The organism is Mesorhizobium sp. M3A.F.Ca.ET.175.01.1.1 (genome assembly GCF_004791945.1).
GTDB lineage: Bacteria > Pseudomonadota > Alphaproteobacteria > Rhizobiales > Rhizobiaceae > Mesorhizobium.
Window position 1 is genome coordinate 106,927 of sequence record NZ_SRTP01000004.1, and the last position, 13,654, is coordinate 120,580.

The following is a 13,654-nucleotide window of genomic DNA, read 5'->3' on the forward strand; positions in this document are numbered from 1 at the left end:
CGGGCAGCGCCGAGCCTCAAATGTCTCGCAACGACGTTAACAAGATATTGTTGCGATGCAATAGGTCACGCCGAGTGATCAATGCTTCTTTTGTCCAAGGTGTTGAAAACCCGCATCGAACGGCGGCGCCGGCTCACTGTGCATTGCCGAAATGTGCAGGAAACCTGTCCGGCCGCTGTTGCCGGACACCGAACCGGGATTCACCGGCAGCAGGGTCGCACCGGCGGAACCCGGCCTTCGCATCCGGCAATGGTCACGGTCGATGGCTGCCTCACACCCGCGCCATGCACACCGCGGTATGGCCCGAGCCGATGAAGCCGAGCTGGCCGGCCGCGCCGCGGGAGAGGTCGAGCACCCGGCCCCTGACGAACGGGCCGCGATCGTTGATGCGAACGACGACGCTGCGGCCGTTGTTCTTGTTGGTGACCTTGAGCTTGGTGCCGAACGGCAAGGTGCGATGTGCGGCGGTCAGTGCCGAAGGGTTCATGCGCTCGCCGGAGGCGGTTCTGGAATGCAGCGCGTACCAGGACGCTCGGCCGCACTGTGCGGCGGCCGAAGAAGCTGCCGAGGCGCCAGCCATCAGGCCAGCCGCGACCGTTACCGCGACAAGCGCGGTCCGCTTGGTTCTCTTCATCTTTGGGGACAGCTCCGTTTACAAGACAGGCCCCGCCGGTAAGTGTCGAATGAGGCGGGAAATGCGGCAGCTGTCTGTCGGTTCCATGGCAGAGGCACACGTTTGGAGTCGCCGCGAAACAGTTCGTCATGACTTTTTCGCAATGCGTCAACGTATTGTTAATGAAGAACCGGACCGCTGCGCTGGAAGTCTCGAATAGGACTGGCCCTCAGTCCCCAAGTAGAAGCTGGAGCGACTGCTTCGCTTCCTTGCGCTTCATTATTGCGCGCCCATCGCGATGAAGGATCGTCTTTTCGAAGCGGCCACGCCGATGCGATTGATCAGGAATGTGCTGGCGCTGACGTGCTGCCGATCGAATGTCGCCCAGACTTTCGCCAATCGCCAACGTTGTCAGAAAAGCTGTGCCGGCGAAGCTGCTGATCTCCTCCCCAAGTGGGTCCCTCGTGGGGGAGATGGCCGGCAGGCCACCAGGGGGCGCTGTCCCGCCGACATGTGGGTATGTGTGCCATTGCAGACCGCAATCCACGCTCTAAACTGCGCCGGCTTGCGATCTCCGGAGGCGCCATGCGCGTGATCGTGTTGGGCGGCGGCGTGGTTGGCGTCACCACCGCCTATCAGCTGCAGAAGGATGGGCACGAGGTCATCGTCCTCGAGCGCCAGTCCCAGGTCGCCGCCGAGACCAGCTGGGGCAATGCCGGCATGATCGCGCCGGGACATTCCTTCGTCTGGTCGTCGCCGAAGGCGCCGATGATCCTTTTGAAATCGCTGGTGCTGAAGGACCAGGCTCTGCGCTTCAAGCTCTCGTCCGATCCCAGGCTCTACAGCTGGTCATGGCTGTTCCTGATGGAATGCACGGCAGAGAAGGCCCGTCGCAACACGCTGCTCAAGCATCGCCTTGCCGCCTATTCGCAATCCGTCCTGCACGAGGTCATCGCCGACGAGCAGATAGATTACGACCGCAACGATCGCGGCATCCTCTATTTCCACCGCAGCCAGCAGGCGCTCGACAGGGGCGTCGAGCACATGAAGCTTTTGGAGGAGGACGGGCAGCAGATCGAGGTGCTCGACCGCGACGGCGTCGTTGCGCTCGATCCGGCGCTGGCCTCGGCCAAAGAAAAGATCGCCGGCGGCATCTATTGCCCGACCGACGAGACCGGCGATCCGGCCAAGTTCACGCGGGCGCTTGCGGCAAAGGTTGTAGAGCGCGGCGGTGTGATCCATACCGGCACGAAAATCACCGGCATCGAGACCTCAGGCGACGGCGTCACGCAGGTGCTGACCGACAAGGGAAGCTTCAAGGGCGATGCCTATGTGCTGGCGCTCGGCTCCTACAGCCCGCTGATCGCCAAAACGGTCGGCATCAGCCTGCCGATCTATCCGATCAAGGGCTATTCGCTGACCATTCCGGTCGGCAACCGGCCGGCGCCGCCGACCATCGCTTCCGTCGACGAGCACAATCTTGTCGCCATGTCGCGCTTCGGCGACCGGCTGCGGATCACCGCGACGGCCGAGTTCGCCGGCTACGACACCAGCCACAAGCCGGCCGATTTCGCCTTCATGAAGGGCGTGACGCAGGAGCTCTACCCGGAAGGCGCCGACTATGACCGCGCCGAGATGTGGGCGGGCCTCAGACCCATGACTCCGAACAACCTGCCTGAGTTCGGACGTCGCCGCCTGCGCAATCTCTACTTCAACACCGGGCATGGCCATATCGGCTGGACCATGTCGCATGGTTCGGCCCGCATCACCGCCGATCTGATCGCCGGACGCCGGCCGGCCATTTCCATGGACGGTCTTTTGAACTGAGAGCATGATCCAAGACTGGACCCGAGCAGGATCGATCAGAAGAAAGGGAATGCCATGTCTGTCAGCGCAGCTGCTACCCGCCTGCAATCTTCGGAATCGCTCGATCCCAAGCCGGTCGATCTGGGCGTGTTGCCGTCGGAGATCGACGGCGGCCTTGCCTCGCGCGCGGCGATCGGACTGGCGATCCTTGCCACCGACCAGACGCTGGAGCATGAGTTCCGCGCGCTGGTCCGCATTCCGGGCGTCGCCTTCTACGAGGCGCGCCTCTTCAACGACAACGACATCACGCCCGACACGCTGCGCGCCATGGGCCCGCGGATCGCGCCGACGGTCGACCTCATCCTGCCCAGCATCCCGCTCGACGTCGTCGGCTTCGGCTGCACTTCCGCCACCATGACCCTCGGCGAGGAAGCCGTGTTCGCCGAGATCCGCAAGGCGCGGCCGGGTGTCGCCTGCACCACGCCGGTCACCGGCGCGCTTGCCGCCTTCAAGGCATTGGGCGTCAAGGGAATAGGCCTGCTCACGCCCTACGCGCCCGAGATCAACAAGGGGCTGGTCCGCTATTTCAATGGCCGCGGCCTCGACATATCAGCCGTCGCCACCTTCGACCGCCGCGACGACCGGGAAGCGGCCCGCATCTCGCTCGCGTCGATCGAGGCGGCGGCCGAGCGCATGGCTGCCGTACCGGGCGTCGAGGCGATCTTCATCTCCTGCACCAGTCTGCGTGTCGCCGAGGCGGTGGCGGAGCTCGAACGACGCATCGGTATCCCCGTCACCTCCAGCAATCACGCCATGGCCTGGCACTGCCTGCGGCTTGCCGGCATCGATGACGTCGTGCCGGCCGGCGGCAGGCTGTTTGCCCTGCCGGCGAGGTGAAGCGGACGGCTACGAATCCACTCCAACTTAAAATATTCCACGAAACAAGTGTGAGGCAACAATGGATAATGGACTCGTGGAATAGTTTGCAAGATGCGCTTGCTGTAACGCAGTTAGCGCAGGAGGAAACAATGCTTCGTGTGTTAATAGCGGCGCTAGTCACCGTCACGTGCCTATCGACGGCATCCTCGGACGAAACTGCAGTCAAAGTTTTTGACAAGACGCAGTTGATGGCCTTTACCTACATAAAACCGGTGCCAGCACCGCAAATGTCGACTCCGCTTGTCACAAAGGTCTCTGTGCAATGCGGGCCTTATACCTGTGACACCGGTTGTTGCGCTTACAAAGTAGGAAACGAATGTGTGCATGAGTGCGCAACGCACCACGCCCCTCTTTGTCCCCCTGGCAATCCTTGTTAGAGAAGGCGCACGGGCCAAGCCGGGGAACGGTCTAAAGTCCGGGTCCCGGCATGGCTGACCCAGTCTCGTCCTAAAAGCGAAAGTCGCTGCTGCCGCATCTGGAAGAGTGGTGGTCGCGGCATCCTTTGCTACTCAGTTTCGGAGCCAGTCACGGCCCGGCTGAGTCTGCATACTCGCCTTTCGCCGAAGGGCGAGCCGGCCGGCGCTAGAAGCATGGTTGGGCCATTGATGCCAGGCGGCACCAGCGCCAGAAAATTCCGCCTCGCCTTCATCCGCCGCCTGATGGCTTGTGGCCAGCGCCGTGCATTCTGCGGGCTAAACAAACAATGGCCCGTGCCGCCAAAACCTCAGCGTTAACGGAATCGGAAGGGGTTGTTTAACGCTTCGCTACTATCTCCCGCCTCGGGAGGCAGGACAGAGTGAGCGCGATGAACGACGACCCCGAAAAACGCAACGAATGGCGTGCCATTTTCTACGTGCAAGCGCGTGTCGCCATGCTGTTTGTGCCGATCATCGTCAGCCTTCTGATCATCGGCGCGCTCGCCGGCAACAACCGCGACCCCAGCGCCCTCGACCGCACCGTCACCAGTTCGGTGAAGTAGGGCGGCTTCGCCGCGAGATCGTTATTCGTTCTTCCAAGGCAGAGGCGCGTTCATCGTTTTGCGCAATCTCTCATTGGGCTTCGGAGGCGCGTCAAGCTGGGCGACAAACTGCGCATAGGCTGCTGCCGTGACCGTAATGAGCGTTCGATCAAGCAACTCTTTCGGCTCAATGGGAGCGTCGGATATGCCCTTGCGAGCTTTGTCTGGGAGCTTGGTCTTCATTATCTCAACTATGCTAACTCACTGTTCAAATCAAACAAAGCGCGGTATTGGGCCGTTCTGCGGCGTCGTCCGCGCGCCGAGGTCGATGAAGACCTCGTCGACATAGCACCAGCCCCAGCCTTCCGGTGGATCGTAGCCCTCGATGACCGGATGCTGGGTCGCGTGAAAATGCTTGGTGGCGTGGCGGTTGGGCGAGTCGTCGCAGCAACCGACATGGCCGCAGGTGCGGCAGAGCCTGAGATGCACCCACCAGGATCCGCTCTTCAGGCATTCCTCGCAGCCGAGCGCGCTCGGCGTGACGTCCTTGATGCCGTCCGTATGCCCACATTCGTCCATCACGGTCTCCTGGGTTCGTTCTCACCGGGGGGGTCGCCGTTCTGCGCAAGATAGGCATGCAGTGCCGCCACCACCTGGGCGCCTTCGCCGACGGCGGCGGCGACCCGCTTGGTCGAGCCGGAGCGCACATCGCCGATGGCGAACACGCCGCTGCGGCTCGTCTCCATCAACCCATGTCCCGGTTTCACGTCCGGGCCGGTGCGAACGAAGCCCTTGGCGTCGAGCGCCACGTTGCAATCAGCCAGCCAGTCGGTGTTGGGGTCGGCGCCGATGAACAGGAAGATATGATGGATGGCGCGCGCCGTCTCCTCGCCGGTGAGCCGGTTGCGCCAGCGCACCCGGTCGAGATTGCCGTCGTGGCCTTCCAGTGCCGTGATCTCGGTCTCTGCCAGCACCTCGATGTTCGGCTGCGCCTCGATGCGCTCGACCAGGTAGCGTGACATGGTGGCATTGAGGCTGTCGCGCCGCGCCAAGAGCGTCACCTGGCGCACCTGGCTCGCCAGATAGACGGCCGCCTGGCCGGCCGAATTGCCGGCGCCGACCAGCGCCACCTCCTGGTCCTGGCACAGCCGCGCCTCGATCGGTGAGGCCCAATAATGCACGGACGTCCCCTCGAATTGCGCTAGGTTGGCGATATCGAGGCGGCGGTAACGCGCGCCGCTGGCGATCACCACGGTGCGTGTGCGCACCATCTCGCCGTCGCCGACTTCGAGCTTATAGCGGGCGCCTTCGGCGGCGGCGCCGAGCAGCTTCGCCCCATCCGGGATCACCATCTCGACGCCGAACTTCTGCGCCTGGTTGTAGGCGCGCGCCATCAGCGCCATGCCCGAAATGCCGGTCGGGAAGCCGAGATAGTTTTCGATGCGCGAGGAAGCCCCCGCCTGACCACCGAAGGCGCGGCAATCAAGCACGATCGTCGACAGTCCTTCGGAGGCCGCATAGACCGCCGCCGCCAGCCCGGCGGGACCGGCGCCGACGATGGCGACGTCATAGACCTTGTCGGCATCGACTGGCCGCAACACGCCGACGCAGCGGGCGAGCTCGCTTTCGCCCGGATTGTGCAGCAGCTTGCCATTCGGACAGAGCACGATCGGCAGATGGTGCGGATCGACGTGGAAACGCGCGATCAGCGTCTTGGCGCAGGGATCGTCGTCGGAATCGAGCGCCCGGTGCGGCAGGCCGCTGCGGGTGAGAAAGCCCTGCAGCCGCAACACGTCGCCATTGCCGCCAGGGCCGATGATGATCGGTCCGCTGGTCCCGCTCTCCAGCAGGCCGACACGGCGCAGGATCAGCGCCCGCATGACGCGCTCGCCGAGATTGGCCTCCTGCACCATCAGGTCGCGCAGCCGCTGCGAGGGGATGACGATGGCCTCGACCGGTTCGATCGCCTCGGCATTGACTAGGGACGGCCGGCTCGAAAGCTGCGCCAGCTCGCCAATGAAGTTGCCGGCGCCGTAGGTGATGATCGGCTCGGGCCGGCCGAGCCCGCCGGCCTGCGTGATCTCGACCTTGCCCGACAGGATGACGATCAGCCCGGGCGACACCTCGCCGGCCGTGACGATGCGGTCGCCCGCGGCATAGGCACCAGGTTCGCCAAACCGGCGCATCCGCTCGATGTCCGCATCGGCCAGGACGGGAAACATCTGGTCGCGACGAGCAGCGATGGTCGGGCTGACGAAAGGGGCCATGGGGCGAGCGTAGCGCCGCGGTCGCCGGGTTTGAAGCGCTTTGTTCGGCACCTGGCCGCCAGGGGAGGTTGGTCGCTATGCTTTCATCTATCCGAGCGACGTCGCCAGCTTGCGCAAGGCCCCCTGCGGATCATCCGTGATGACGGAGCCATGCGATACAAGGATGCGCTTGAGCGCTGGTTGTTCCGCCCATCGTCTCAACTGCGCTGCGAGCGCGGCCTTGTGGCCGACCATCGTCAGCTTGACCGGCAAGGGTATATGCGGCTCATCACCGGCAAATCCCATCATTCGCAACGCCCAGCCTGCAAAGCCGGATGCATCGCGGATGTTGCCGACGAGATCGTTGAGGACGAGCGTCGTGCCGTTTGGTCCGTCAACCTGCAGCGCCGCTTCGCGCTCGCCGGTTCCGGGGACGGTGATGAGCTTGACGTCGGGGTCGCCAAAGTCGCCGCGTGTCGCATCGACATGTACCGCCTTCCCGACGCTGTCGAGCGCGCCCGGCGGTGCAATCACCTGAAGGCCGGGATAGCGGTCCTTCCATGGCTTTGCATCGAGCCGGTGATGATTGTTCGGGACGATCAGGAAGGCCGGCTGGCCAAAGGCCTCGATCGCGCGCATCTGGTCGTCATCAAGCGCGATGGCGCTGAAGATGACGAGCCGTTGGTCGCGCAATCGCACCACGGTCATGCGCCGTTTCATGTTGCCGACGGGCATCGGTATGTCGCCGGTCACCGTCAGAATATTGTCGTCGACAGAAGTGAGCCTGCCATGCGGCAGAACCTTCCATTCCTTGAATGGCTTGGGCATCACGGAACCTCGGGTTGACCGACAAGATAGGAACGGTTCAACTCGGGACGAGTTGCAGGGCACAAAAAAGCCCGGAAAATCCGGGCTTTTTGCTCATCGCTTCAGAGCGTCTGAAACGGGAATTTGGTGCCCAGAAGAGGACTCGAACCTCCACTCCTTGCGGAACACGGACCTGAACCGTGCGCGTCTACCAATTCCGCCATCTGGGCTGGTGCGGGCTCATGTAAGCGGGCGAACGAAGCGTGTCAACGCGCTTTTTTCAAACCCGGCTGGCCGCCGGCTCACCCCGCCAGCACTTCCTTCGAAGCCACGGTGGAATCGGCGTTGAGCTTGTAGATCACCGGCACGCCGGTGCCGAGCTCGAGCTTGACGATCTCCTCGCCGCTCTTGCCGTCCAGCGCCATGATCAGCGCCCGCAGCGAATTGCCGTGCGCGGCGACCAGCACGGTCTCGCCCCGCAGCACATGCGGCTGCACGTCGTGCAGGTAATAGGGCCACACGCGGGCGCCGGTGTCCTTCAGGCTTTCGCCGCCGGGCGGCGCGACGTCGTAGGAGCGGCGCCAGACATGCACCTGCTCCTCGCCCCACTTCTTGCGCGCGTCATCCTTGTTGAGGCCGGAAAGGTCGCCATAGTCGCGCTCGTTGAGCGCCAGGTGGCGAATGGTCTCGAGATCGCTTTGGCCGACCACGTCGAGGATGTGCTGGCACGTCTCCTGCGCCCGCTTCAGGTCGGAGGTGAAGGCGATATCGAATTTCAACCCGCGTGCCTTGAGCTTCTCGCCGGCGGCAAGAGCTTCCGCATTGCCCTGCTCGGTCAGGTCGACGTCGCGCCAGCCGGTGAACAGGTTCTTCAGGTTCCATTCGCTCTGGCCATGGCGCACGAGCACGAGAGTTCCCGACATGTTTGCTCCTTCGTTGAACAACACCAGAGCGGGTTTTCCCCTCCGGAATTGCGGAATGACAAGTTTTTCCGGGTCGTCTCAGGCGAGACCGAGCACGTCCCGCATGGAATAGAGGCCGGGCTTCCTGCCTCGTGCCCAGAGTGCGGCCTTGACGGCGCCGCGGGCGAAGATCGCCCGGTCCTCGGCGTGGTGGGAGAGCGTGACGCGCTCGCCGGTGCCGGCCAGCATGACGCTGTGGTCGCCGACCACCGACCCTCCGCGCAGCGTGGCGAAGCCGATCGTGCCCGCCTTGCGCAGCCCGGTATGGCCGTCGCGCACCCGCACGCTGTTGTCCGCGAGCGCGATCTCTCTGCCATTGGCCGCCGCCTCGCCGAGCAGCAGCGCCGTGCCGGACGGGGCGTCGACCTTGTGCTTGTGATGCATTTCCAGGATCTCGATGTCGAAATCCTGCGGGTCGAGCGCGCGCGCGGCCTGTTCGACCAGCACCGCCAGCAGATTGACGCCGAGGCTCATATTGCCGGACTTGACGATTGTCGCATGGCGCGCCGCGGCCGCGATCTTGGCATCGTCGTCGGCCGAGCAGCCGGTGGTGCCGATGACATGGATGATGCGCGCCTGCGCGGCATAGCCGGCGAACTCGACGCTTGCGCCAGGGGCCGTAAAATCCAGCACGCCGTCGGCCTTGGCGAAGGCCGGCAGCGGGTCGTCGACGATCGGCACGTTGATGATGCCGATGCCGGCAAGCTCGCCGGCATCCTTGCCGAGATGCGGCGAGCCCGGCCGCTCCACCGCGCCGGCAACGCGCGCGCCGGGCATGGTGTGGATGGCGCGGATCAGTGTCTGGCCCATGCGGCCGGCGGCGCCGACCACCACCAGGCCCATATCGCCTGCTTCGCTCATGCGTTTCTCCCGACCGCCTTCTTCGCGCGGCTGCGCGGGGGCGGAGTTTGGATTGGCTTGGCGTCATCGACAAGCCCCAGGCCCTTCTTGCCCTGCACCCGATGGAAGCGGGCATAGACGCTGTTCGGATCGGCCATCAGCAAGGCATGCGTGCCCTCCTCGACCAGCCTGCCCTCCTCCAGCACGATGATGTGGTCGGCGTTGACCACGGTCGACAGCCGGTGCGCAATCACGATGGTGGTGCGCCCTTCCATGACATGGGTCAGCGCTTCCTGGACGCGCGCTTCCGCCTCATTGTCCAGCGCCGAGGTCGCCTCGTCGAGCAAAAGGATCGGCGCCTGGCGCACGATGGCGCGGGCGATCGAGACGCGCTGGCGCTGCCCGCCCGACAGCGTCACGCCGTTCTCGCCGACAGGTGTGTCGTAGCCACGCGGCTGCTGGCGGATGAACTCGTCGGCGGCGGCCTGCCTTGCCGCCAGCTCGATCTCGGCATCGGTGGCGGCAAGCCGGCCGTAGCGGATGTTGTCGCGGATCGTGCCCTCGAACAGATAGGGCGCCTGCGCCACATAGGCGATCGATTGGCGCAGCGAATGCTTGGTCACCTTGGCAATGTCCTGGCCATCGACCTCGATGCTGCCGCCGTCGACGTCGTAGAAGCGCTGCAGCAGCGCCACCAGCGTCGATTTGCCGGCACCGGAGGCGCCGACGATGGCCGTGACCTTGCCGGCTGCGGCGGTGAAGCTCAGATCGCGCAGCACCGGCAGGTCGGCCGAATAGCCGAACGAGACATTGTTGAAGCGCACCTCACCCCTGGTGATCCTGGCCTCGGCCGCGTTTGGCGCGTCGCTCTGCTGCGGCTCGAGATCGAGAAGCTCGTAGATCATGCGGGCGTTGACCAGCGCGCGCTCCATGCCGACCTGCATGCGGGCTAGGCGCCTCGCCGGGTCGTAGGCCATGATCAGCGCGGTGATGAAGGAAAAGACCGCGCCCGGCGGCTGCCCGAGTACCAGCGCCCGATAGCCGGAATAGGCCAGCACCGCGGTGACGGCCAGACCGGCCAGAATGTCGGAGATCGGCGACAGCCGTTCCGAGACGCGGGCGATCTTGTTGTTCCGCTGCTCCGCCGTGTCGGCCATGACGCCGATGCGGCGTGCCAGCTCCTGCTCCATGGTGAAGGCCTTGACGATTGCGATGCCCTGGGTCGCCTCCTGCACGGCCCCGGTCAGCCGGGAGTTGATGAGCACGGACTCGCGGTTGATGCGCCGCAGCCGGCGGGTGATGTAGACGACCGCCCAGATCAGCGGCGGTCCGATCAGCAGCGAACTCAGCGACAACACCGGATCCTGGTAGATCATGACGCCGACAAGACCGACCAGCGTGACCGCGTCGCGGCTGATCGAGGTCAGCGTCAGCGACAGCAGGTCGCGAATGCCGCCGACATTCTCATTGACCTGTGCCGCCAGCCGGCCGGACCGTGTGTCGTTGAAGAAACCGACGCCGAGCTTCATCAGATGGTCGAAGATGCGCTTCTGGTAGCGCGCCACCAGATTGTTGCCGATCTTGGCCAGCGTCACCGCCTGGCCGTAGCCGGCGAAGCCGCGCAGCAGGAAGGCTGCCATGAAGCCGGCGCAGATCCAGACGATCATGTCGCCGCGCCGTTCGTAGAAGATCTGGTCGACCATCGGCGCCATGATCCACGCCGTGAAGGCCGTCGTGCCCGAGACGATCAGCAGGCAGGCGACGGCGACCACATAGGACCAGCGATATTCATTGCCGTTTTCCTTGAGGATGCGGCGCAGCACCGCCGTAACCTCGCCGGGCCGCACCTTCAGCATGTTTTGGGCTTGAGCTGTCAAATCAGGAGTGCTTCGTGGTTCTCGCAGGACCGAGGCGGCAAGATTTGGCACTTCTCTTAGCGCCCCGGTTGCTCCTTGCCTATGGCGAAACTTCGTCGCGGCGCGGTTCGGGACCTGACGCTGCGGTTCCGAGAGCTCGAAAAGCTACGCCCGCCAGTGCCGACCTGCCGTCTGGACGCCGAACAGCGACGGCGTCCTGGCATAGGCCGCGAGGCCGAGAAGCGCCGCCAGCGGATGCGTGATGACATAGACCGGCATCGCGCGCAGCAGGGCGCTGTGCGGCGCCTTGTCCTCGAAGGCGGCGCGGAAATTGCCGGCCTTCAGCGCCGGCACGATTTTCTGCGCGATGCCGCCGGTCAAGAACACGCCGCCCCGGCTCATGAACACCAGCGCCAGGTCGCCGGCGGTGCGTCCGAGGCAGGTGACGAACAGCGACAGCGCCTCTTCCGCCACAGCGTCGGATTTCGAGAGCGCCGCCGCGGTGACCTCGGCCGGCGTCGTGAACGGCATTGGCCTGGCGTCGGCCTTGGCCACCGCGCGATAGAGGTTGACCAGCCCGCGGCCGCACAGGATCTGCTCGCCGGAGATGCGGCCATCGAGCTTGTCGATATGCGGAAACACCTCGAAGTCGCGCGGCGTGCGCGGACCGATGTCCATGTGGCCGCCTTCGCCTGGAACCGGAATCCAGTGGCGCAGCGCGTAAATCAGCCCGGCGACGCCGAGCCCGGTCCCGGGGCCGAGAACGACCCGGCCGGCATTGGGCTCCGGCGTGCCGCCGCCGATCTTTTCCATATGCTCTTCGCCCAGCGCCACGACGGCCAGGGCCTGCGCCTCGAAATCGTTGAGCACGACGATCTCGCTCAAGCCCAGATTGGTGAACATCTGGCGGGGCTTGACCACCCAGGGGCAGTTGGTGAGCCGGATCTCGTCGCCGTCGACCGGACCGGCCACCGCCAGCACTGCCGAATTCGGCCGCACCGACGAGCGGTCGAGCACCGCCGCCTGGATCGCCTCGTCGATGGTCTTGAAATTGGCCGTCTGGACGATCTGCGGCTCGGTCGCTTCCGAATTGGCGTCGAGCACGACCGAAAACCGCGCATTTGTGCCACCTATGTCGCCGATCAAGACCGGAAACCGCAGCGCTGTGTCGTCTTCGCCTGCCATTCTGTCTGCTCGTCCCTGTTCGGGCCACCCGCCGTCGTCTGTGCGTTGACTAGCGCATGACCCTGGAAAGGGAAAGCCGCTTCGGTGCCTATCTATCCAGCGTCGGCGCCGCCCCTCACCTGCCTGCCGGCGTCCTCTTCCATATAAGGACGAGGAGAGGGAAGCTCGTTGGCGGTTTCGCCAATCGTGCGGCGGCCGCATCATAGGGGGAGAACTGTTACCTATGTATCCGGTTCAATCTGTAACCCCTCTATCCGCTGGGCACGGTAGGGCATGAGGCACGGCGCTGACTTCGACAATTGGCCCGCCCAAATGGCTTCGGCGTCAGTTCCCCGGTCTTGGCCTTGGCAGCGGGATACCGATCTTCGGTGTGGGGGCGAAGGCGCTGGCTTGCGCCGGGAGCGCAGCCGCATCGCTGGAGATCGTCTGCGCCGGCTCGCTCGGCTGGGGTTCGGCCACCGCCACCGCGGTGGCGCTGCCGCCCTGATAGGTGACTGCTTGCAGCGACGGCGCATCGGCCGCGGCGAGCACCGCCTGGCATTCTCTCGGCAGGTTGGCCATCGTCATCAGGTCGCGCGCCTTCGGCGCATCCGGATTCTTGTTCGGCCGCCACGGCTCCTCGGTGAACCACCAGGCCAGCGCCTTGCCGCAGCCGTCGTCGGCAGGCGTCGCCTCCTGCGCCTTGCAGCCCATCGAGCCGGGCTGGCAGCCGATGCGCATATGGAAATGATAGTCATGGCCCCAGAACGGGCGGATCTTGCGCAGCCAGGAGCGATCGCCGGTGACCGTGTCGCACAGCTTCTTCTTGATGCCGGGATTGACCAGGATGCGCTCGACCTCCGGATAGCTGGCCGCCCGCTTGAACAACCGCGTATGCGCCGGGGTCCACAGCGCCTCCTTCACCAGATGTGTCTTTTCGTTCACCATCAAGGTGGCGCTCATCGTCTCGCGCTGCGCATAGGTCAGTGCTCGCCTCGGCATCGGCGTCAGCCAGATGTCGGCATCCAGCCCGATCTGGTGCGAGGCATGGCCGGTCGTCATCGGGCCGCCGCGCGGCTGCGAGATGTCGCCGATCAAGAGACCTGGCCAGCCGTCGGCCAGGGCCTCGCGCGACAGTTTCTCTATCAACCCAATCAGTACCGGGTGGCCCCAGCGGCGATTGCGCGAGGGACGCATCACTTCCCAGGTCGGACCTTCCATCGGCAGCGCAACGCCGCCGCTGAAGCAGCCCTTGGAATAGAAGCCGAAGGATTGCGCCGATGCCACGGCCGGCAGTTTCTTGGCGCCGAACAGGTCCTTTGCCTTCTGCTCGGCAGAGATTGCGCCTGCGGCCAACGCGGTCAGCGTCACAAGCGCAAGCGCGGCGCTCAGGAAGGGTTTCCTGTCGGGCAGCGATCGCAATGTCATCAGGCCGGTTCCCTCTCCAGTCGATCCGTCAGCGG

13 protein-coding genes and 1 tRNA gene are annotated in these 13,654 nt (G+C 64.7%); 3 read left to right on the forward strand and 11 right to left on the reverse strand.

The genetic code is table 11. From position 1 onward, the window contains the following. Positions 1-271: 271 nt before the first annotated feature. The gene (locus EN818_RS11950; RefSeq protein ID WP_095805315.1) at positions 272-634 is read right to left on the reverse strand and encodes a septal ring lytic transglycosylase RlpA family protein; all 363 of its coding nucleotides are present in this window, start codon (positions 632-634) and stop codon (positions 272-274) included. Positions 635-1,198: 564 nt separating this feature from the next. Between EN818_RS11950 and EN818_RS11955 the strand changes: the two genes are divergently transcribed. The 3 genes from EN818_RS11955 (at position 1,199) to EN818_RS32665 (ending at position 4,337) form a co-directional block, all read left to right on the forward strand. Continuing rightward, positions 1,199-2,440: a D-amino acid dehydrogenase gene (locus EN818_RS11955; RefSeq protein ID WP_135904548.1), complete on the forward strand. Its 1,242-nt coding sequence runs from the start codon at positions 1,199-1,201 to the stop codon at positions 2,438-2,440. Between the two features lie 54 nt (positions 2,441-2,494). Then, on the forward strand, positions 2,495-3,316 hold the full coding sequence (locus tag EN818_RS11960; RefSeq protein ID WP_095805313.1) for an aspartate/glutamate racemase family protein: 822 nt from the start codon (positions 2,495-2,497) through the stop codon (positions 3,314-3,316). A gap of 847 nt (positions 3,317-4,163) precedes the next feature. After that, positions 4,164-4,337, forward strand: coding sequence for a hypothetical protein (locus EN818_RS32665; protein WP_095805312.1), 174 nt, complete (start codon positions 4,164-4,166; stop codon positions 4,335-4,337). A gap of 21 nt (positions 4,338-4,358) precedes the next feature. Here the strand turns inward: EN818_RS32665 and EN818_RS11965 are convergent, their stop codons facing one another. The 10 genes from EN818_RS11965 to mepA form a co-directional block, all read right to left on the reverse strand. Continuing rightward, positions 4,359-4,559, reverse strand: a complete 201-nt coding sequence (locus tag EN818_RS11965) for a DUF1778 domain-containing protein (RefSeq protein WP_095805311.1) — start codon at positions 4,557-4,559, stop codon at positions 4,359-4,361. A gap of 30 nt (positions 4,560-4,589) precedes the next feature. Next, the gene (locus EN818_RS11970) at positions 4,590-4,895 is read right to left on the reverse strand and encodes a UBP-type zinc finger domain-containing protein (protein WP_095805310.1); all 306 of its coding nucleotides are present in this window, start codon (positions 4,893-4,895) and stop codon (positions 4,590-4,592) included. Then, positions 4,895-6,583 carry an FAD-dependent oxidoreductase gene (locus tag EN818_RS11975; protein ID WP_129553576.1) on the reverse strand — a complete coding sequence of 563 codons (1,689 nt, stop codon included), beginning with the start codon at positions 6,581-6,583 and terminating at the stop codon, positions 4,895-4,897. The genes EN818_RS11970 and EN818_RS11975 overlap by 1 nt, the downstream gene beginning before the upstream one ends. Positions 6,584-6,670: 87 nt before the next feature. Continuing rightward, positions 6,671-7,390, reverse strand: coding sequence for a hypothetical protein (locus EN818_RS11980; protein ID WP_095805308.1), 720 nt, complete (start codon positions 7,388-7,390; stop codon positions 6,671-6,673). A gap of 124 nt (positions 7,391-7,514) precedes the next feature. Next, positions 7,515-7,599, reverse strand: a tRNA-Leu gene (locus tag EN818_RS11985). 72 nt (positions 7,600-7,671) lie between these two features. Then, positions 7,672-8,292 carry a 2,3-bisphosphoglycerate-dependent phosphoglycerate mutase gene (locus EN818_RS11990; protein ID WP_095805454.1) on the reverse strand — a complete coding sequence of 207 codons (621 nt, stop codon included), beginning with the start codon at positions 8,290-8,292 and terminating at the stop codon, positions 7,672-7,674. Between the two features lie 78 nt (positions 8,293-8,370). Then, positions 8,371-9,192 (reverse strand): 4-hydroxy-tetrahydrodipicolinate reductase, encoded by an 822-nt coding sequence (gene dapB / locus EN818_RS11995; protein ID WP_135904550.1) that lies wholly within the window; start codon positions 9,190-9,192, stop codon positions 8,371-8,373. Continuing rightward, a complete protein-coding gene (locus tag EN818_RS12000; RefSeq protein WP_245420309.1) occupies positions 9,189-11,027 on the reverse strand; it encodes an ABC transporter ATP-binding protein in 1,839 nt (612 codons plus the stop codon). The genes dapB and EN818_RS12000 overlap by 4 nt, the downstream gene beginning before the upstream one ends. 165 nt (positions 11,028-11,192) lie before the next feature. Next, a complete protein-coding gene (locus EN818_RS12005) occupies positions 11,193-12,212 on the reverse strand; it encodes a glucokinase (RefSeq protein ID WP_095805295.1) in 1,020 nt (339 codons plus the stop codon). Between the two features lie 324 nt (positions 12,213-12,536). After that, the gene (gene mepA / locus EN818_RS12010) at positions 12,537-13,619 is read right to left on the reverse strand and encodes a penicillin-insensitive murein endopeptidase (protein WP_095805294.1); all 1,083 of its coding nucleotides are present in this window, start codon (positions 13,617-13,619) and stop codon (positions 12,537-12,539) included. Between the last annotated feature and the right edge of the window lie 35 nt (positions 13,620-13,654).

Bases quoted from the DNA above. Each gene is read 5' to 3' on its own strand.
- EN818_RS12000 (WP_245420309.1), bottom strand. From the start codon at position 11,027: ATGCTGAAGGTGCGGCCCGGCGAGGTTACGGCGGTGCTGCGCCGCATC.
- mepA (WP_095805294.1), bottom strand. From the start codon at position 13,619: ATGACATTGCGATCGCTGCCCGACAGGAAACCCTTCCTGAGCGCCGCG.
- EN818_RS11960 (WP_095805313.1), top strand. From the start codon at position 2,495: ATGTCTGTCAGCGCAGCTGCTACCCGCCTGCAATCTTCGGAATCGCTC.
- EN818_RS11965 (WP_095805311.1), bottom strand. From the start codon at position 4,559: ATGAAGACCAAGCTCCCAGACAAAGCTCGCAAGGGCATATCCGACGCT.
- EN818_RS32665 (WP_095805312.1), top strand. From the start codon at position 4,164: ATGAACGACGACCCCGAAAAACGCAACGAATGGCGTGCCATTTTCTAC.
- EN818_RS12005 (WP_095805295.1), bottom strand. From the start codon at position 12,212: ATGGCAGGCGAAGACGACACAGCGCTGCGGTTTCCGGTCTTGATCGGC.
- EN818_RS11975 (WP_129553576.1), bottom strand. From the start codon at position 6,583: ATGGCCCCTTTCGTCAGCCCGACCATCGCTGCTCGTCGCGACCAGATG.
- EN818_RS11980 (WP_095805308.1), bottom strand. From the start codon at position 7,390: ATGCCCAAGCCATTCAAGGAATGGAAGGTTCTGCCGCATGGCAGGCTC.
- dapB (WP_135904550.1), bottom strand. From the start codon at position 9,192: ATGAGCGAAGCAGGCGATATGGGCCTGGTGGTGGTCGGCGCCGCCGGC.
- EN818_RS11970 (WP_095805310.1), bottom strand. From the start codon at position 4,895: ATGGACGAATGTGGGCATACGGACGGCATCAAGGACGTCACGCCGAGC.
- EN818_RS11955 (WP_135904548.1), top strand. From the start codon at position 1,199: ATGCGCGTGATCGTGTTGGGCGGCGGCGTGGTTGGCGTCACCACCGCC.
- EN818_RS11950 (WP_095805315.1), bottom strand. From the start codon at position 634: ATGAAGAGAACCAAGCGGACCGCGCTTGTCGCGGTAACGGTCGCGGCT.
- EN818_RS11990 (WP_095805454.1), bottom strand. From the start codon at position 8,292: ATGTCGGGAACTCTCGTGCTCGTGCGCCATGGCCAGAGCGAATGGAAC.